The organism is Bradyrhizobium daqingense (genome assembly GCF_021044685.1).
In the GTDB taxonomy this organism is placed as follows: domain Bacteria; phylum Pseudomonadota; class Alphaproteobacteria; order Rhizobiales; family Xanthobacteraceae; genus Bradyrhizobium; species Bradyrhizobium daqingense.
In genome coordinates this window covers 784,078-802,897 of the sequence record NZ_CP088014.1, presented here as the reverse complement: position 1 = coordinate 802,897, position 18,820 = coordinate 784,078, and the positions used below count along the sequence as shown (strand labels likewise).

Annotated in this window: 17 protein-coding genes; 5 read left to right on the top strand and 12 right to left on the bottom strand. The window is 63.8% G+C overall.

Features of this window, described 5'->3' with window-relative positions; all coding sequences use genetic code 11:
* Nucleotides 1-12 precede the first annotated feature (12 nt).
* The gene (locus LPJ38_RS03665) at nt 13-543 is read left to right on the top strand and encodes an SH3 domain-containing protein (protein WP_145630499.1); all 531 of its coding nucleotides are present in this window, start codon (nt 13-15) and stop codon (nt 541-543) included.
* A 173-nt stretch (nt 544-716) separates the two neighbouring features.
* On the opposite strand, the gene irrA is transcribed toward LPJ38_RS03665, so the two are convergent.
* Nucleotides 717-1,208 (bottom strand): iron response transcriptional regulator IrrA, encoded by a 492-nt coding sequence (gene irrA, locus LPJ38_RS03660; RefSeq protein WP_145630500.1) that lies wholly within the window; start codon nt 1,206-1,208, stop codon nt 717-719.
* A 350-nt stretch (nt 1,209-1,558) separates the two neighbouring features.
* On the opposite strand from irrA, the gene fabA reads away from it, so the two are divergent.
* From fabA to fabI, 3 genes are all read left to right on the top strand, one after another.
* Nucleotides 1,559-2,080, top strand: coding sequence for a bifunctional 3-hydroxydecanoyl-ACP dehydratase/trans-2-decenoyl-ACP isomerase (fabA, locus tag LPJ38_RS03655; RefSeq protein WP_008540104.1), 522 nt, complete (start codon nt 1,559-1,561; stop codon nt 2,078-2,080).
* Between the two features lie 39 nt (nt 2,081-2,119).
* Complete coding sequence (gene fabB / locus LPJ38_RS03650; RefSeq protein WP_145630501.1) at nt 2,120-3,343, top strand: beta-ketoacyl-ACP synthase I; 1,224 nt, start codon at nt 2,120-2,122, stop codon at nt 3,341-3,343.
* A 137-nt stretch (nt 3,344-3,480) separates the two neighbouring features.
* Nucleotides 3,481-4,281: an enoyl-ACP reductase FabI gene (gene fabI / locus LPJ38_RS03645; protein ID WP_145630502.1), complete on the top strand. Its 801-nt coding sequence runs from the start codon at nt 3,481-3,483 to the stop codon at nt 4,279-4,281.
* Here the strand turns inward: fabI and LPJ38_RS03640 are convergent.
* From LPJ38_RS03640 to LPJ38_RS03620, 5 genes are all read right to left on the bottom strand, one after another.
* Nucleotides 4,278-4,874 carry a glutathione S-transferase family protein gene (locus LPJ38_RS03640; RefSeq protein WP_145630503.1) on the bottom strand — a complete coding sequence of 199 codons (597 nt, stop codon included), beginning with the start codon at nt 4,872-4,874 and terminating at the stop codon, nt 4,278-4,280. The genes fabI and LPJ38_RS03640 overlap by 4 nt on opposite strands.
* 115 nt (nt 4,875-4,989) lie before the next feature.
* On the bottom strand, nt 4,990-5,904 hold the full coding sequence (locus LPJ38_RS03635; protein WP_145630504.1) for a hypothetical protein: 915 nt from the start codon (nt 5,902-5,904) through the stop codon (nt 4,990-4,992).
* 36 nt (nt 5,905-5,940) lie between these two features.
* Nucleotides 5,941-6,765, bottom strand: coding sequence for a hypothetical protein (locus LPJ38_RS03630; protein WP_145630505.1), 825 nt, complete (start codon nt 6,763-6,765; stop codon nt 5,941-5,943).
* Between the two features lie 92 nt (nt 6,766-6,857).
* On the bottom strand, nt 6,858-7,322 hold the full coding sequence (locus LPJ38_RS03625) for a GNAT family N-acetyltransferase (protein WP_145630506.1): 465 nt from the start codon (nt 7,320-7,322) through the stop codon (nt 6,858-6,860).
* A gap of 4 nt (nt 7,323-7,326) precedes the next feature.
* Nucleotides 7,327-8,253: a hydrogen peroxide-inducible genes activator gene (locus LPJ38_RS03620; protein WP_145630507.1), complete on the bottom strand. Its 927-nt coding sequence runs from the start codon at nt 8,251-8,253 to the stop codon at nt 7,327-7,329.
* A gap of 115 nt (nt 8,254-8,368) precedes the next feature.
* On the opposite strand from LPJ38_RS03620, the gene katG reads away from it, so the two are divergent.
* Nucleotides 8,369-10,534 (top strand): catalase/peroxidase HPI, encoded by a 2,166-nt coding sequence (gene katG / locus LPJ38_RS03615; RefSeq protein ID WP_145630508.1) that lies wholly within the window; start codon nt 8,369-8,371, stop codon nt 10,532-10,534.
* Nucleotides 10,535-10,597: 63 nt separating this feature from the next.
* Here the strand turns inward: katG and LPJ38_RS03610 are convergent, their stop codons facing one another.
* From LPJ38_RS03610 to infB, 6 genes are all read right to left on the bottom strand, one after another.
* Nucleotides 10,598-11,329, bottom strand: coding sequence for a superoxide dismutase (locus tag LPJ38_RS03610; RefSeq protein WP_145630509.1), 732 nt, complete (start codon nt 11,327-11,329; stop codon nt 10,598-10,600).
* Between the two features lie 205 nt (nt 11,330-11,534).
* Nucleotides 11,535-13,694: a polyribonucleotide nucleotidyltransferase gene (gene pnp, locus LPJ38_RS03605; protein ID WP_145630510.1), complete on the bottom strand. Its 2,160-nt coding sequence runs from the start codon at nt 13,692-13,694 to the stop codon at nt 11,535-11,537.
* A gap of 379 nt (nt 13,695-14,073) precedes the next feature.
* Nucleotides 14,074-14,343 carry a 30S ribosomal protein S15 gene (gene rpsO, locus LPJ38_RS03600; protein WP_145630511.1) on the bottom strand — a complete coding sequence of 90 codons (270 nt, stop codon included), beginning with the start codon at nt 14,341-14,343 and terminating at the stop codon, nt 14,074-14,076.
* 2 nt (nt 14,344-14,345) lie between these two features.
* The gene (gene truB, locus LPJ38_RS03595) at nt 14,346-15,467 is read right to left on the bottom strand and encodes a tRNA pseudouridine(55) synthase TruB (RefSeq protein ID WP_167520352.1); all 1,122 of its coding nucleotides are present in this window, start codon (nt 15,465-15,467) and stop codon (nt 14,346-14,348) included.
* A complete protein-coding gene (gene rbfA / locus LPJ38_RS03590) occupies nt 15,464-15,922 on the bottom strand; it encodes a 30S ribosome-binding factor RbfA (RefSeq protein WP_145630512.1) in 459 nt (152 codons plus the stop codon). The genes truB and rbfA overlap by 4 nt, the downstream gene beginning before the upstream one ends.
* A 155-nt stretch (nt 15,923-16,077) precedes the next feature.
* Nucleotides 16,078-18,792: a translation initiation factor IF-2 gene (gene infB / locus LPJ38_RS03585; RefSeq protein ID WP_145630513.1), complete on the bottom strand. Its 2,715-nt coding sequence runs from the start codon at nt 18,790-18,792 to the stop codon at nt 16,078-16,080.
* Between the last annotated feature and the right edge of the window lie 28 nt (nt 18,793-18,820).

Here is an 18,820-nt window from a genome sequence, read left to right as displayed (position 1 = left end):
AGGAGACGGTTGATGGCGTTGGGGCGTTTTTGTTCGGTGATGGCGCTCGTTTGCACCTTTTTGAGCGCCTCGGTCAGCCCCTCGCATTCGGCGAAGGACAACACGACCCAGAGCGCCAGCGGCCTGCCGGTGCCGCGCTATGTCAGCCTCAAATCGGATCACGTCAACGTTCGCGCCGGTCCGACCAAGGACAACGACGTGGCCTGGGTCTATACCCGCGCCGGCCTGCCGGTCGAAATCACCGCCGAGTTCGAGAATTGGCGCCGGGTGCGCGATTCCGAAGGTGCCGAGGGCTGGGTCTATCACTCGCTGCTATCGGGCCGCCGCACCGCGGTCGTCACCATGAAGCATAAGGACGACCTCGCGCCGATCTACGACCGTCCCGATCTCGACAGCGCAGTTGCGGCCAAGCTCCAGGCCGGTGTCGTCACGCAGGTGAAGAAGTGCACTGCAAGCTGGTGCTACGTCGCCGGCAACGGCTTTGAAGGCTGGATCCAGCAGGAGCGCCTCTGGGGCGTCTATTCGGACGAGAAGGTGAATTGACCCGAAGGGTCATCCCGGAGCGATGCGAAGCATCGAATCCGAGATCTCGAGATTCTCTGGTGGGCTAACGCGCACAATAGTTCGGTGCTGCGCACCGCCCGGAATGACGGTCCAAATGACGATGGCCGGGACAAGCCCGGCCATGACGATCTGAGTTCGATCCTAAGGCGACTTCAGCGCTTCTTGCGCAGGCGCACGACCATGTCGATGCGCGAGATCTCGTAACCCTCCGGCACCTCCGGCATCTTGGACAGCGCCAGATGCGGATCCTCGATGTCGACCAGCTCGTGGCTGTTCTCGAGGTAATAGTGGTGGTGGGTGGTGACGTTGGTGTCGAAATAGGTCTTGGTGCCGTCGACGCTGACCTGGCGGAGCAGACCGGCATCGGTGAGCTGGTTCAGCGTGTTGTAGACGGTCGCCAGCGACACCGGAACCTTGGCCAGGGTCGCTTCCTCGTAGAGCATTTCAGCCGTGAGGTGGCGTGCGCCCTTGCCGAACAGGAGCCAGCCGAGCGCCATGCGCTGGCGCGTCGGACGAAGCCCCGCGGACTGGAGCATTTCATTGACGTCATGCCACGGGCAACCCGTCAGCGCCGGCTGGCGCCCGGACAGGAGGGCCGCAGCGTGGACGTCGTCGTCGTGATAGGGCGCTGTATTCTCGCTCATTTCCAGATTTCGGGCACGCGTGAACAATATCTCTTTGCAATATAAGAACAGAAAGATGCAGATGCAAGTTTCTCGCAACTAGAGAGGTTCTAATCAGGCTTGGAACTGGGCAAGGAAGCCGTCATTTTACCCTCATGGACGCGCTTTGCCACCTGAATAGCCTGTGTTAGAGAGCGCGCGGTTCCGCCTAGCCGATTTTGGCGCAGCCGGGCATCGTGGCCCGGTCCGCAGTCCATTCGGGGCTTGCGGGAGCAGCATTTGACGGTAGCAATTGGCGTTGCTCACCGATTGAGACGGGACCCATTTTCGCCAAAAAACGTCGCTCAATCGGATTGAATAGAGGCTCGTGCATGCTGAACAGGCGCAACGGTTACGAATACGAAGATTTGCTGGCATGTGCCCGCGGGGAGATGTTCGGTCCGGGCAATGCCCAGCTGCCGCTGCCACCCATGCTGATGTTCGACCGCATCACGGAAATTAACGACAAAGGCGGCGAGTTCGGCAAGGGGGTGGTTCGCGCCGAGCTGGACGTGAAGCCCGACCTCTGGTTCTTCGGCTGTCACTTCAAGAACGATCCGGTGATGCCCGGCTGCCTCGGCCTCGACGCGCTCTGGCAGATGGTCGGCTTTTATCTCGGCTGGATCGGCGGCGAAGGTCGCGGCCGCGCGCTCGGCTTGAACGAGCTGAAATTCAGTGGTCAGGTGCTGACCGAAGCCCGCAAGGTTGTGTACAACGTCGATATCAAACGCGTGATGCGGGCAAAGCTGGTGCTCGGTATCGCCGACGGGTGGCTTTCGGTCGATGACCAGATTATTTATCGCGCCAAGGATCTGAAGGTCGGCCTGTTCAAGCAGGGCACGAGCCTGGGCTGAGCGCATTATCCAAGAAGACAACGATGAGGCGAGGCTGACATGAGGCGGGTTGTGGTCACCGGAATGGGCATCGTCTCGTCCATCGGAAACAACACCCAGGAAGTGCTTGCGAGCCTTCACGAGGCGAAGTCGGGCATTTCGCGGGCTGAGAAATATGCCGAGCTCGGCTTTCGTTCGCAGGTCGCCGGCGAACCTTCGCTCGATCCCGCAACGGTGGTCGACCGCCGCGCGATGCGTTTCCTCGGCCAGGGTGCCGCGTGGAATCACGTCGCGATGGAGCAGGCGATCCAGGATTCCGGCCTGTCGCCCGACGAGGTTTCCAACATCCGCACCGGCATCATCATGGGCTCCGGCGGGCCCTCGGCGCGCACCATCGTCGAATCCGCAGACATCACCCGCTCAAAGGGACCGAAACGCGTCGGCCCGTTTGCAGTGCCGAAGGCGATGTCGTCGACGGCCTCCGCGACGCTCGCGACCTGGTTCAAGATCAAGGGCGTGAACTATTCGATCTCGTCGGCCTGCGCGACGTCGAACCATTGCGTCGGCAACGCCTATGAGACGATCCAGATCGGTAAGCAGGACATCATCTTCGCCGGCGGTTGCGAGGAGCTGGACTGGTCCCTGTCGGTGCTGTTCGACGCCATGGGCGCGATGTCCTCGAAGTACAACGATACGCCCGCCACCGCCTCCCGTCCCTACGACGTCAATCGCGACGGCTTCGTCATTGCCGGCGGCGCCGGCGTGCTGGTGCTGGAAGAGCTCGAGCATGCCAAGGCGCGCGGTGCGCGCATCTATGGCGAGATCGTCGGCTATGGCGCGACCTCGGACGGCCACGACATGGTGGCGCCGTCGGGTGAAGGTGCCGAGCGCTGCATGCGCATGGCGATGTCGACGGTGAAGACCAAGGTCGACTACATCAACCCGCACGCGACCTCGACGCCCGCCGGCGATCCGCCGGAGATCGAGGCGATCCGAAAGGTGTTCGGCGTCGGCGAGAAGTGCCCGCCGATCTCCGCGACCAAGGCGCTGACCGGCCACTCCCTGGGCGCGACCGGCGTGCAGGAGGCGATCTATTCGCTGCTGATGATGAACAACGGCTTCATCTGCGAGAGCGCGCACATCCAGGAGCTCGATCCCGTGTTCGCCGACATGCCGATCGTGCGCAAGCGCATCGACAACGTCAAGATCGGCACCGTGCTGTCGAACTCCTTCGGCTTCGGCGGCACCAACGCCACTCTGGTGTTCAGCCGGCTGGATGCGTGAGGCCTTGCGTACGCATCGGTAGTTTTTCGTCATGGCCGGGCTCGTCCCGGCCATCCACGTCTTTGCTACCGGTTGCGGACAAACGTGGATGCCCGGGACGAGCCCGGGCATGACGGACAGCGGAGAGTAATCGCGAGATGGAAGGTTTGATGAAAGGCAAGCGCGGTCTGATCATGGGCATCGCCAATGATCATTCGATCGCCTGGGGCATGGCGAAGACGCTGCATGCCCACGGTGCGGAGCTCGCCTTCACCTTCCAGGGCGAGGCCCTGGGCAAGCGCGTCAAGCCGCTGGCGGAGCAGCTCGGTGTCGATCTGGTGCTGCCGTGCGACGTCGAGGACATCGCCAGCGTCGATGCGACCTTCGCCGCGCTCCGCGACAAGTGGGGCAAGCTCGACTTCGTGATCCACGCGATCGGCTTCGCCGACAAGAACGAGCTGAAGGGCCGCTATGCCGACACCAGCCGCGAGAATTTTTCGCGCACCATGGTGATCTCCTGCTTCTCGTTCACGGAAGTCGCAAAACGTGCCGCCGAGCTGATGACGGAGGGCGGCAGCATGATCACGCTGACCTTCGGCGCGTCGGAACGCGCGATGCCGAACTACAACGTGATGGGCGTGGCCAAGGCGGCGCTGGAAGCCTCCGTGCGCTATCTCGCCTCCGATTTAGGTCCGCGCGGCATCCGCGTCAACGCGATCTCCGCAGGTCCCATCCGCACGCTCGCCGGCTCCGGCATCGGTGAGGCGCGCGCGATGTTCGCCTACATGCAGAGGCATGCGCCGCTGCGCCGCGGCGTCACGCTCGACGAGCTCGGCGGCTCGGCGCTGTATCTGCTGTCGGACCTGTCCGGCGGCGTCACCGGCGAGATCCACTATGTCGATTCCGGCTACAACGTCATCCTGATGCCGAGGCCGGACGATTTGAAGACGCAGGACTAACCCGCCGCGATCTTCTCCGCGCGCTGGAATGCCGGGCGCGCCATGCAGCGCGCGAGATAGGCGTCGAAGGCCGGACGCGGCGGCACCATCTTGAACAGCCGCACCGCGAAGTTCAGGCCCGAGCCGACAGTGATGTCGGCCGCGGAAAATTCCTCGCCGAGAATCCACGGCCCCTTCTCGAGCGCGGCTTCGAGCACGTCGAACACTTGCCTTGCGCTGCCCCACGCTGCGGTGGAGGTCGGGATGTCGATCTTGGTGAAGATCTGGATGATGGCCGGCTCGATGCAGCCCGGCGAGAAGAACAGCCATTGCAGATAGCGCGCACGGCGCGGGTCGGTCACCGCAGGCGCGAGCCTGGCCTCGGGATAGCAATCGGCAATGTAGGCGCAGATCGCGGCGGCCTCGCCGAGCGCCGCTTCGCCGTCGGTCAGCGCCGGCACCTTGCCCATCGGGTTGACCTTGAGAAACTCCGGCGCCTTCTGCGCGCCAGTCGAGATGTCGGTCAGCACGCGCTCATAGGGCAAGCCGCTCTCTTCCATCAGCCAGAGCGTCGTGAACGAGCGCGAGCGGGGCGACCAATAAAGCTTGATCATGGCGTGGAACCTTTCGGGGGCGAGAGGCGAACAGCACGCAATTCATGCCGCGTTTGCGGCGCACTCGCAACGCACGACGCCTGGGTGGAAGCAAGCGGCATGAACAACATATAGGTCAACGTTGCTCAATGTCGCTTGGGCGTGCTGCGGGTCGACGTCCAAGCAAAAGCGGCAACGTCTTGTCGAGGCTTTCCGCCAGCATGGCGCGCACGCCGTCGCGCAGTGCCGGATTGGAGGCGGCATCTTCAGGGCGCGTTGGAAACGATTCTGCGGGCAACTCGCGATAAGGGCCGCCGACGAGCTTGCCCAAAAACCTCTGCACCGCCAGCGAATGATCCAGGTTGATCAGCGCAGAGCTCTGTCTGACGATGGCAAAGTCGCGCCCGTCAAAGATACGGATAAACGCCAGGGCGTGGAGAAAGATGCGACGCCCGAGCACCACATCCTGGTTGAGGATGCCAAAGCCGCGGACCGTATAGCTTGATGACCCGATCGGACTGATTGCATTGAGGATCTGGATGTAGTGTCGGCAATTCGTTCCTTTCACGGCCTCGCGCATGTATCCGGCCAGCTCCGCATTAGGATCGCGGAATAGCCTGTCTTTCAACGTGTCCTTGGACTCATCGCGGGGTGGAAATTTCGCCGAGTTGTAGGGGATTCTCAGAACGGACGCGCCGGCAGGGACCGCGGCGCGAGTCCGCGCAAAGATCAGATCGCTCAGTCCCCAGCCTGGGATCGGGACCACCGTCTTCCTGTTCTGAAATATGGTCAGGCCGGTCGTCTGCACGGCGAACTCATCGCCGGTGGTAACGACCACACCGAAGTCGCACGAGCCGCCGGCCACGGAAGCAGGCTTGCCCGTCGCTTCACGCGGCGTGGTTAACTTGCCATTGGCTTTTTTGACGGTTGGTTGTGCCGTCTCCGGTTGGGCTTGTGCCCGCGCCTGAGTTGAAAAACACCACAGGATGATCGTAATGACGAGCAGCCGGGCGATGATGCTGAATGCGGCTGTGTTCGCGGGCGCAGCCAAACTTGATCCTTTGGCGCGTCGTGTCGGCAAAGGCGCTTACTCTTCCTTCAGATAGCCGGGGAGGTTCCGGTCGAGCCTTTCTACGACGAGCGCACGCGTTCTCTCGCGCAACGCCGCATTGGTCGAAGCTGTCTCGGGCGGATCGGGAAACAGTGAGTTGTCGAGCTTGGTGATCGGGTCTTCAAACAGACGCATATTTGCGGCGAGGTTCGCGCCGATGTCCGTAAGGGGGCGCTTGATCTGCTCGTAGCTGCGGCCGTCAATCAGCGTGATCGCAACATTGGCGAATAGGTGCGAGTGTCGGATGATGTTGCCGAGCCCCTGATTGTAGGTGCCGATGCCGTTCAGCGTCATGTTTGAGTTCGGCAGCTTCGACTTGTATGTAGTTGCGACCAGATAGCGATCGCAATTCACATTCGCGGTGAACCCCTTCACGATCACCGGCAGAGTCTCTTTGGGGTCCGGGATGAAGATCGCCTTCGCATGATAGAAGGGATCGAAAGCGCCCTTGGGATAAGCGATCCTGCGTATCGAGGAATCGTTGTTCGTTGCGGCGCGCACGCGCGCGAAAACGAGATCATCGAGGCCCCAGTCGATCGGAACCTCTTTTGCTTCCGCCTCGAAGATTGTCACGCCGAACTTCTGTACGGAGTAATTCTCGCCGATGACCGAGATTACGCCGAGACGGCACGGACCGCTGTTCATCTGCTCGGCCGGTTTGACTGCCGCAGCTTTCGGCTTCGTCGCCGATTTTTTGACGGTCGGCTTTGAGGGAGGCGTGGTGGTTGCAGGAGGAGTTTGGGCTGCTGCCAGAGCTAGAGAAGACAGCAAAACGATCGCGGAAGCAGCAAATCGAATCATGGATTCCAGGGCATCAGCAGCGGGAGAATATCGATCACGCCACCCTAGATTAGGACGGTGACAACCGCAAGCTGTAGCAGAAGGATCGCTGCCTATTCCGCCGGTCGCGGCCGCTTCCACCCATAATACTTCATCATGAATCCGTTCGACGGCTCGACCTCTTCCTTCTCGTACACAAACCCTTCGCGCTCGTACCAGCGCCAGGCCTTTTCGTTTTCGCGCACGCAGCGCAAATACATTTCATCCGGCATTTGCGTGCGCGTGAAGGCAAGCAGCTTTCGTCCGAGCGATTGGCCCTGATAGTCGGGTGCGACGAACAGCATGTCGAGATAGAGCTTTGGCAGATGCAGCGCCAGCATGGCCGCGATCGTGCCGTGGTCGTCGGCAACGAACAGGCTCCAGCCGTTCTCGATCTCGCGCCTGATGCGCGCACGTAAGTTTGCCAGCAGGAAATCGCTCGCCTCGCCAAGTCCGGTCGAGACCCAGCTCTCCATCCAGACGCGGCCGACCTCATCATATTCGTCCGGGCGGGCGGAACGGATGACGGGTTGTGACATTCGCTCAATCCCGTTGGTTGCGCGCGGCCTGGCGTGGGCGCGCCTTGCCGGCCGACAGGCACACCACCTCGGAGATCTGCAGCAATTGCCGCGCCAGCGGGCTGGTCTTGCGCCAGACCATGCCGATGGTGCGCGATGGCTCGGGATCGCGGAAGCGCGACAGCGAGACCGAGGCCGACCGTGTCTCCACCGGCACCGCCATCTCCGGGATCAGCGTGACGCCGATGCCGGCACTGACCATCTGGACCAGCGTCGAGAGCGAATTGGCGTCCAGCATCTCGCGCGGCGGCGCCGCTTGCATGTTGCAGAAGGAGAGCGCCTGGTCGCGGAAGCAGTGGCCCTCTTCGAGCAGTAACAGCCGCATCTCCCGCATCATCTCGCGCGACGGCACCGGCGTTCCTTCGTCCGAGCCCGGCCGCACCAGCAAGAACTTCTCCTCGAACAGCGCGACCTCGGTGAGCGAAGGCTCGGACACCGGCAGCGCCACGATGGCGGTGTCGAGCCGGCCCTCGACGAGCTCCTGAATCAGCCGCGGAGTCATGGTCTCACGCACGCGGATGTCGAGCTCCGGATGCATGCGCGTGAGGTTCTTGGTGATCTTGGGCAGGAGGTAGGGTGCAATCGTCGGGATCATGCCGATGCGCAGGCGGCCGGCGAAACGGTCTTGTGACGCCCGCGCGAAATCGCCGAGCTCATCGACCGAGCGCAAGATGTCGCGGACGCGTTGCGCGAGCTCCTCGCCGAACCGGGTCAGGGCAACCTGCCGCGCGCTGCGCTCCAGCAGTAGGCCGCCGAGGGTTTCCTCCAACTCCTTGATCTGCATCGACAACGCCGGCTGCGAGATCGAGCAGGACTCGGCCGCGCGACCGAAATGGCCGTGGCGCGCCAGCGCATCGAAATAGCGGAGTTGGCGCAGCGTCAGGTTCATCATCAGAAAATCCTATCGCAGCGATCACTAAAGTCAACTTTACCTGATAGGAGGCGATGCTTAGAGTGGTTCTACCTGGTCAAAGGGCGCCGTCGGACGCCACCAGAGGAGGTAATTCATGGATGACACGTCGAAGTGCCCGTTCACGGGCGGAAAACCCACGCGCACGAACCGCGACTGGTGGCCAACCCAGCTCAACATCGAGGTCCTGCACAAGAACTCGGACAAGTCCGATCCGATGGACAAGGACTTCGACTACGCCAAGGAGTTCAAGTCGCTTGACCTGAACGCGGTCATCAAGGACCTGACCGCGCTGATGACGGACTCGCAGGAATGGTGGCCGGCCGACTTCGGTCACTATGGCGGCCTGATGATCCGCATGGCCTGGCACAGCGCGGGCACCTATCGCACCACTGACGGCCGCGGCGGCGCCGGCGCCGGTCAACAGCGTTTCGCCCCGCTCAACAGCTGGCCCGACAACGCCAACCTCGACAAGGCGCGCCGCCTGCTCTGGCCGATCAAGCAGAAATATGGCCGCAAGCTTTCCTGGGCCGATCTGATGGTGCTCGCCGGCAACGTCGCGCTGGAATCGATGGGCTTCAAGACCTTCGGTTTTGCCGGTGGTCGCGTCGATGTCTGGGAGCCGGAAGAGCTCTATTGGGGCCCCGAAGGCACGTGGCTCGGCGATGAGCGCTACAGCGGTGAGCGTCAGCTCGCCGAGCCGCTCGGCGCCGTGCAGATGGGTCTCATCTACGTCAACCCGGAAGGTCCGAACGGCAAGCCCGATCCGGTCGCTGCGGCCAAGGATATCCGCGAGACCTTCGCCCGCATGGCGATGAACGACGAAGAAACCGTCGCGCTGATCGCCGGCGGCCACTCCTTCGGCAAGACCCATGGCGCGGGCGACCCGTCGCTGGTCGGTCCGGAGCCGGAAGCTGGCGCGTTGGAAGATCAGGGCCTCGGCTGGAAGAGCAAGCACGCCTCGGGTCACTCGGGCGATGCCATCACCAGCGGCCTGGAAGTGACCTGGACGACGACGCCGACCAAGTGGAGCAACAACTTCTTCGAGAACCTGTTCAATTTCGAATGGGAGCTGACGAAGAGCCCGGGCGGTGCGAACCAGTGGACGGCCAAGGGCGCCGACGCGATCATCCCCGATGCCTTCGACAAGTCGAAGAAGCATCGGCCGACGATGCTGACGACCGACCTCTCGCTGCGCTTCGATCCTGCCTATGAGAAGATCTCGCGCCGCTTCCTGGAGAACCCCGATCAGTTCGCGGACGCCTTCGCCCGCGCCTGGTTCAAGCTCACCCATCGCGACATGGGCCCCATCCAGCGTTATCTCGGTCCCCTGGTCCCGAAGGAGACGCTGATCTGGCAGGATCCGATTCCGGCGGTGAATCACGAGCTGGCCAGCGATCAGGATATCGCCGCGCTCAAGACCAAGATCCTTGGGTCGGGCCTCTCGGTCTCCGAGCTGGTTTCGACCGCCTGGGCGTCGGCCTCGACGTTCCGCGGCTCCGACAAGCGCGGCGGAGCCAACGGCGCGCGCATCCGGCTCGCCCCGCAGAAGGATTGGGAGGTCAACCAGCCGGCCCAGCTCTCCAAGGTCCTCGGCAAGCTCGAAGCGATCCAGAAGGACTTCAACGCGTCGTCCGGCGCGAAGAAGGTCTCGCTCGCGGACCTCATCGTGCTCGGCGGCACCGCCGCGGTCGAGAAGGCCGCAAAGGATGCCGGCGTCGACGTCAAGGTCGGCTTCACGCCGGGCCGCATGGATGCATCGCAGGAGCAGACCGATGCGGCCTCGTTCGCACCGCTCGAGCCGCGGGCGGACGGCTTCCGCAACTACATCGGCAAGCGGCATCAGTTCATGCAGGAAGAAGAGGCGCTGGTCGATCGCGCGCAGCTTCTCAGACTCACCGGTCCGGAAATGACGGTGCTGGTCGGCGGCCTGCGGGTGCTCGGTGCCAACGCCAACGGGTCGAAGCATGGCGTTCTCACCGCGAAGGTGGGCACGCTCAGCAACGACTTCTTCGTCAACCTGCTCGACATGAGCGCGCAATGGACACCGGCGGCCGACGGCACCTATGAGGCGCGCGACCGCAAGACCAATGCGGTGAAGTGGACCGGCACGCGCTCCGACCTGATCTTCGGCGCGCACTCGCAGCTCCGGGCCTTCGCCGAGGTCTATGCCACCTCGGACGCCAAGGAGAAGTTCGTCAAGGACTTCGCCAAGGCCTGGACCAAGGTGATGAACCTCGACCGCTACGACATCGCGGCGTGAGTCCGGTCAGCAAGCGATAGACGAAAGGGCGGCCGAAAGGCCGCCCTTTTTTGTCTCTGATTGTCACACGTCGAGTGTGCCGGCCTTTGCGGCGGCGTAGCGCTCGCCCACGACCTTCCAGTTCACAATATTCCACCATGCCTTGAGATAATCGGCGCGGCGGTTCTGGTAGTTCAGGTAGTAGGCGTGCTCCCAGATGTCGTTGCCGAGCAGCGCCCGCTTGCCGTCCATCATCGGATTGTCCTGGTTGGGGCGCGTCTCGATCGCGAGCTTGCCATCCTTGCTGACGGTCACGAACACCCAGCCCGAGCCGAACACGCGGCCGCCGGCAGCGTTGAAGTCGGCCTGCAGTTTCTCCATGCCTCCGAGATCGCCGTCGATTGCGGTGAGCAAGGCACCGTCCGGCTTGCCGCCGTTCGGTCCCATGATCTGCCAGAACATGGTGTGGTTGGCGTGGCCGCCCATGTTATTGCGGACGCCGGTGCGGATGGCGTCCGGGACAGCGTCGAGGTTGCCCAGAACTTCGCCGACCGGCTTTCCCGCGATCTGCGGATTGTCCTTGGCGAAATTGTTCAGGTTGGTGATGAACGCCTGGTGATGGCGGTCATGATGGATTTCCATCGTCTTGGCATCGATATGCGGTTCCAGCGCATTCGCCGGATAGGCGAGCGGATCGAGCTTGAACGGCCCTGCGGGCGCCGCCGCGGCCTGCGCAAACGCCATGCGTGGGGCAGCGGCCGCCGCGACGAGGCCAGTTGCAGCGAACATGAGACGGCGCCGGGATAGGGATGACATGTGGTTCTCCTGTCTGGGACGATCCGCTGATGAAGCGCACGGCGGACAGGATAGATACGCGACAGCAACCATCGTGGGTTTCGATCCGATCTCTCCGGCGCTGCGGCGGAATCGCGCATGGCCAATCCGATCCTGCCGGCCGCAAACGGCCAACAAAAAGGGCGGCCTTTCGGCCGCCCTTCGTTTTCTGGACTGTCGCGAGACCTTACTCGCCGGCGGCTTCGCGCGGGGCCTTCTCGCCCTCGCCCTTATCCTTGCCTTCGAGGTCCTCGCCGGTGGTCTGGTCGACCACCTTCATCGACAGGCGGGTCTTGCCGCGGTCGTCGAAGCCGAGCAGCTTGACCTTGACCTTGTCGCCTTCCTTGACGACGTCGGAGGTCTTCTGCACGCGCGACGAAGCGAGCTGGCTGATGTGGACGAGACCGTCCTTGGAGCCGAAGAAGTTCACGAAGGCGCCGAACTCCATGACCTTGACGACGGTGCCGTCATAGATCTGGCCGACTTCCGGATCCGACGCGATCGACTTGATCCACTTGATCGCGGCCTTCATGGCTTCGCCGTCGCTGGAGGCGACCTTGACGGTGCCGTCGTCCTCGATGTTAACCTTGGCGCCGGTCTTCTCGACGATCTCGCGGATCACCTTGCCGCCGGTGCCGATCACTTCGCGGATCTTGTCGGTGGCGATCTTGAAGGTCTCGATGCGCGGTGCGTATTCGCCGAGCTCGGCGCGCGCAGCAGTCAGTGCCTTGGACATCTCACCCAGGATATGGATGCGACCTTCCTTGGCCTGGCCGAGCGCCACCTTCATGATCTCTTCGGTGATGCCCTCGATCTTGATGTCCATCTGGAGCGAGGTGATGCCCTGCTCGGTGCCGGCCACCTTGAAGTCCATGTCGCCGAGATGGTCTTCGTCACCGAGGATGTCCGAGAGAACCGCATAGCGCTTATCTTCGAGGATCAGGCCCATGGCGATGCCCGCGGTCGGCCGCTTCAGCGGCACGCCGGCATCCATCAGCGCCAGCGAGGCGCCGCAGACCGACGCCATCGACGAGGAGCCGTTGGACTCGGTGATCTCCGACACCACGCGCGTGGTGTAGGGGAACTCGTGGTGCGGCGGCAGCACCGGATGGATCGCGCGCCAGGCGAGCTTGCCGTGGCCGATCTCGCGGCGCTTGGTACCGCCGAGGCGGCCGGTCTCGCCGACCGAGTAGGGCGGGAAGTTGTAGTGCAGCAGGAACGTCTCCTTGTACGTCCCCGACAGCGCGTCGATGTACTGCTCGTCCTCGCCGGTACCGAGCGTGGTCACGACCATCGCCTGGGTCTCACCGCGGGTGAACAGCGCCGAGCCGTGCGCGCGGGGCAGCACGCCGACTTCGGCGACGATGTTGCGCACGGTCTTGCTGTCGCGGCCGTCGATGCGCTTGCCGGTGTCCAGGATGTTCCAGCGGACGATCTTGGCTTCGAGCTCCTTGAACACGCCGGCGACTCGCAGCTTGTCGTATTTCGGCTCCTGCCCTTCGGGGAAGTAGTGGGCGATCACCTTTTCCTTGACCTTGCCGACCGCGGCGTAGCGGTCCTGCTTCACCGGAATGGCGTAGGCGGCGCGCAGCTCCTGCTCGACGAGGCCGAGCATTTCCTTCTCGAGCGCCGAATTGTCGATGACGGTGACTTCGCGCGGCTCCTTGGCGGCCTTCTCTGCGAGCTCGATGATCGCGTTGATGACCGGCTGGAAGTGGCGGTGACCGAACATCACGGCGCCGAGCATGATGTCTTCGTTCAGTTCCTTGGCTTCCGATTCCACCATCAGCACGGCGTCGGCGGTGCCGGCGACGACGAGGTCGAGCTGGGTGTCGACCATCTCGTCGAGCGTCGGGTTGAGGATGAATTCGTCATTGGCGAAGCCGACGCGGGCGGCGCCGATCGGGCCCTTGAACGGCGCGCCGGACAGGGTCAGCGCAGCCGACGAGGCCACCAGCGCGACGATATCCGGATCGTTCTCCATGTCGTGCGACAGCACGGTGGCGATCACCTGGGTCTCGTTGCGCCAGCCGTCGACGAACAGCGGACGGATCGGACGGTCGATCAGGCGGGAGACCAGCGTCTCCTTCTCGGTCGGACGGCCCTCGCGCTTGAAATAGCCGCCGGGAATGCGGCCGGCAGCGTAGGTCTTCTCCTGATAGTCGACGGTCAGCGGGAGGAAGTCGACGCCTTCGCGCGGCGCCTTCGCCGCGACCACGGTGGCGAGCACCACGGTCTCGCCGTAGGTGGCGACGACGGCGCCGTCGGCCTGGCGGGCGATCTTGCCGGTTTCCAGCTTGAGCGGGCGTCCACCCCAGTCGATCTCGACGGAATGCTTATTGAACATGGAGGTCTTCTTTCATGGGTTCTCGAAAGAAGGGACGGCCCTCGAAAAACAAAAACCATGCGCAAGATTGCGGGACGCTGATCGGAGCGGATGATCAGCGTCCTGCGATCCTGCCATGGTTTTTGGATGTCGGATGGCGTCCATCCTTTCGGGTCATACGGGCGCCTTGCCCGTTGTGCCCAGCCGCCGGATTGCTGCTGGGCTGTCAGTCGGCACGAATGCGAACACCGAACCGCGGTCTTCGCCCATCATGCCCGGATGCAAGTCTTCAACGGCTCGCATCCGACGCGCACGCAGCCTCGATCAAAAACCTTTAAGGAAGCGCTTTCGTTCGAAACCACGCGCGAAAACGCGCGCCAATGGCGCGCGTTGGGAACACTTAACGACGAATGTTGTGCTTCTCGAGCAGCGCCTTGTACCGCGCCTCATCCTTCTTCTTGAGATAGTCGAGGAGCGAGCGGCGGGTCGAGACCAGCTTCAAGAGGCCGCGACGCGAATGGTTGTCCTTCACGTGGGTCTTGAAATGGTTGGTGAGGTTGTTGATGCGTTCCGACAGGATCGCGACCTGAACCTCGGGCGAGCCGGTGTCGCCGGCCCTGGTGGCATTGGTCTTGATGACTTCCGCTTTGCGTTCTGCGGCAATCGACATCGTCAATTTCTCTCGTTGCGACCGGCGCTGGCAGTCAGGCCGGTCAGGTTGAACACACGCTTGGGGATGATTTCGCCATTGCCAACTTCAGCAAGCGCCAAAAGACGGCCTGCCACCGTGACATAGACTGTGCCGCTACAAGTGGGCGCATCCCGTCCGCGCAACAAAACGGCCTGGCCCCGATGGAGCCTTGCCGCATCAGCCCGAGTGACGGCCAGTGCCGGGATGTCGTCCAGCGCGGTCTCAACGGGCATAAGCGCGTCCGCGAGGCTACCCTCGCCGGACGCGGCTCTATCGCACAAAGCCTCCAACTGATCCAGCGGAATCATGTCGTTTTCGCCAAATGGGCCGACCAGGGTCCGCCGCAGCGCGCAGATATGGCCATAAGTGCCGAGAATCCGGCCCATATCGCGGGCCAGCGCCCGGACATAGGTGCCTTTGCCGCATTCGGCCTCGAACACGGCCCGGTCGTTATCCGGTTGATCTACAAGGGTTAAATGGTGGATCTCGACGGGACGGGGGGCCAGTTCCACGACCTCGCCGTCGCGGGCGAGGTCGTAGGCACGCTCGCCCTGCACCTTGATCGCGGAATAGCGCGGCGGGATCTGCTCGATCACGCCGGTGAAGCGGGGCAGGAGGGCCAGGATGGCCTCCCGGGTCGGGCGCTGGTCCGAGGTCGCGGTGACCCGGCCCTCAATGTCGTCGGTGTCGCGCTCCTCGCCCCAGCTCACGGTGAACTGGTAGCGCTTGCGGCCGTCCATCACGAAGGGGACGGTCTTGGTGGCTTCGCCGAGTGCGATCGGCAGACCGCCCGAGGCGAGCGGATCGAGCGTGCCGGCATGGCCCGCGCGCTTGGCGTTGAACAGGCGCTTGAGCACGGCGACGGCCTGCGTCGAGGTCATGCCGATCGGCTTGTCGAGCACGACCCAGCCGTGGACGTCGCGGCGGTCGCGGCGAACCTGGTTGCCCTTTTGCTGCTGCTTGGCGCGCGGATCGTTGTTGACGCGGCGCGGCTCCCGATGTGGCTGCGAGTCGTTGCTCAGCTCCCCAAAATTATTTGTCTGCACGTCGCGCTGATCGGCCTGTTCGCCGCTGATCGTGTCGTGAGCCGGGTCCATCGTCATCGTTCTTCTTCCCGATCCGAATCCGGATCCTGTTCCAAGTCCTGTGCGACGCCCTGTTCGAGATCCTTCTGCACCGCAGGTGTTCGCAAAAGCTTCTCGATCCGTTCCGCTTCGTCGAATCGCTCGTCGACGCGGAAGCGAATGTCAGGTGCAAATTTCAGGTTAACGCGCCGCGCGACCTCGCCGCGCAAAAATTTCTTGTTGCGCTCGAGCGCACCGAGGACGATCCCGGTGTCGCGGCCACCGAGCGGCATCACGTAGATCGTCGCGAGCTTCAGGTCGGGCGACATCCGCACCTCCGGCACGGTGATGATGTGACCTTCGAGGTCAGCATCATGCACGTTGCCTTGCGCCAGAATCTCGGCCATCGCATGGCGAACCTGCTCGCCGACGCGCAACTGGCGTTGCGAGCCTCCGCCGGGCGCGGAACTCTTCTTCTGATGATGGCGTGGCATTCTCGAAAATCACCTCGTCATGCCCGTGCATGGGACACGGGCATTGTCGCTTGTCCTGTTGAAACGAAGAGGGGTGGATGGCCGGACAAAATCCGGCCATCGCACTCCCGCAATTCCAGTTCAAAATGATACGAACGCTTCGGTAAGATTTGGACTTACAGGGAGCGCTGGATCGTCTCCACGCGATAACACTCGATCACGTCACCGGCACGCATGTCGTGATAGTTCTCGAAGGCCATGCCGCATTCCTGACCGGACTGGACTTCCTTCACTTCGTCCTTGAAGCGCTTGAGCGTCGACAGCTTGCCTTCGTGCACGACGACGTTGTCGCGGATCAGGCGCACATTGGCGCCGCGTTCCACTGTGCCGTCGGTGACGCGGCAGCCGGCGACCTTGCCGACCTTGGAGATGTTGAAGATCTCCAGGATCTCGGCATTGCCCAGCATGGTTTCGCGCAAGGTCGGCGCGAGCAGACCGCTCATCGCCTTCTTCACGTCGTCCACGAGATCGTAGATGATGTTGTAGTAGCGGATCTCGATGCCGTTGCGCTTGGCGGCCGCGGCGGCCTCCTTGTTGGCGCGGACCGAGAAGCCGATGATCGCGGCGTTGAAGCCTTCCGCGAGCGTCACGTCTGATTCCGAGATGCCGCCGACGCCGGCGTGAAGGATACGCGCGGCGACTTCGTCGGTACCGAGCTTCTCCAGCGAGCCGAGGATCGCTTCCAGCGAGCCCTGCACGTCGGCCTTGACGATCAGCGGGAATTCCTTGCGGCCCGCCGTCTTCAATTGCGACATCATCTGCTCGAGCGAGCCGCGCATGCCGGAGATCGAGGCGGCCGCGTTCTCGCGCTTCTGGTGCGCGCGGTAGCTGGTGATCTGGCGGGCACGGGCTTCGTTCTCGACGACGGCCAGACGATCGCCGGCCTCCGGCGGACCATTGAAGCCGAGCACCTCGACCGGCACCGACGGACCGGCCTCCTGCACGGTGTCGCCCTGATCGGAGATCAGCGCGCGGACGCGGCCCATCTCGGCGCCGGCGACGATGATGTCGCCGACACGGAGCGTGCCGCGCTGGACCAGCACGGTCGCGACCGGACCACGGCCGCGATCGAGCTTGGCCTCGATCACGGTGCCTTCGGCCGGACGTTCCGAATTGGTCTTCAGGTCAAGGATTTCGGCCTGCAGCGCGATCATCTCGAGCAGCTTGTCGAGATTGGTCTTGTTCTTGGCGGACACCTCGACGTCGACGACTTCGCCGCCGAAGGATTCCACCTGAACCTCGTGCTGGAGCAGCTCGGTGCGAACACGCTCGGGCTTGGCATCGGGCTTGTCGATCTTGTTGATGGCAACGATGATCGGCACGCCGGCCGCCTTGGCGTGATTGATGGCTTCGACCGTCTGCGGCATCACGCCGTCATCGGCCGCAACCACCAGCACGACGATGTCGGTGACCTTGGCGCCGCGGGCGCGCATCGCGGTGAACGCGGCGTGGCCAGGCGTGTCGATGAAGGTGATCTTCTTGCCGCTCTCGGGCGAGAGCACCTGATAAGCGCCGATATGCTGGGTGATACCGCCGGCTTCGCCGGAGACCACGTTGGCATGGCGGAGCGCGTCGAGCAGCGAGGTCTTGCCGTGGTCGACGTGGCCCATCACGGTCACGACCGGCGAACGCGTCTCGGTGTCGGTGGAATCGTCGACTTGGTCGAACAGGCCTTCTTCGACGTCCGAGGCGGCGACGCGCTTGACGCTGTGGCCGAGCTCTTCGGCGATCAGCTGGGCCGTGTCGGCGTCGATCACGTCGGTGATCTTGTGCATCGCGCCCTGCTTCATCAGCATGCGGATGACGTCGACCGCCCGCTCGGACATGCGGTTGGCGAGTTCCTGGATGGTGATCGCTTCCGGAATCGTCACCTCACGGATGAGCTTTTCTTTGGGCTCGTTCGAGGCGTGGCCCTTGAGGCGCTGGGTGCGGCGGCGGAACGAGGCGATCGAGCGCTCGCGGACCTCGTCGGCATTGAGCGCGGTGACGACCGTCAGGCGGCCGCGCTCTTTCTGCGGGCCGGGCTTGTGGGTGGGCTTGGGGGCGACCACGGGACGCGCGGCGCCGCCGGGACCGCGGCGGATTTGTCGCGGACCGTCGTCCTCGTCCGGTCCAGCGGCGACCGCCGGAGCGCGACCGAGCGGGCCGCCTCCCGGCCTGGCCGTGGTCGTTCCGGGGCGCGCAGTCGTCGTTCCCGGGCGTGCCGTGGTCGTGGTGGTGCCGGGCCGCGCCGTGGGCGCGCCGGGTCGGGGCGCAGAAGCGGCCGGGGCGGCCGCAGCGGGGCGCGGAGCCGATGGCGGCTGCTCGCCTTCGCCAAAACGCTTCTTGGCCTCGGTCTCGGCCTTCCGCTTGGCTTCGTCCTCGTGGCGGTGGCGCTCGTCCTCGGCCTTGCGACGGGCCTCGGCGGCTTCGCGCTCGGCGCGTTCGGCGGCCTCGCGGACCGCGCGGCGCTGGGCCTCTTCTTCTGCCTGGCGACGCTCTTCGACTTCGCGCACCTTGGCATCGGCCAACGCGCTGGCGCGGGCGGAGCGTTCGTCCTCGGTCAGCGTGCGCAGCACCACGCCGGAACCAGCGTTGCGGGGCGGGGCAGCCTTCGGGGCGGGACGCGGCGCCGCAGCGGGCGCGGCCGGTGCGGGCTTGGCGACCTCGGCGGCCTGCGGCTCAGGCGCGCCGTCGATCCGGCGCTTGCCGCGCTTCTCGACCACGACCTGCTTGCTGCGGCCATGGCTGAAGCTCTGGCGCACGGTGCCCGTTTCGACGCGCGGCTTGAGCGATAGCGTCTTGCTCGGAACGCTCAGCTTCTTGTCGCCAGGGGTCTTGGTATCAACCATTCAGCAGTCCTAATCCTGATTTATCAGT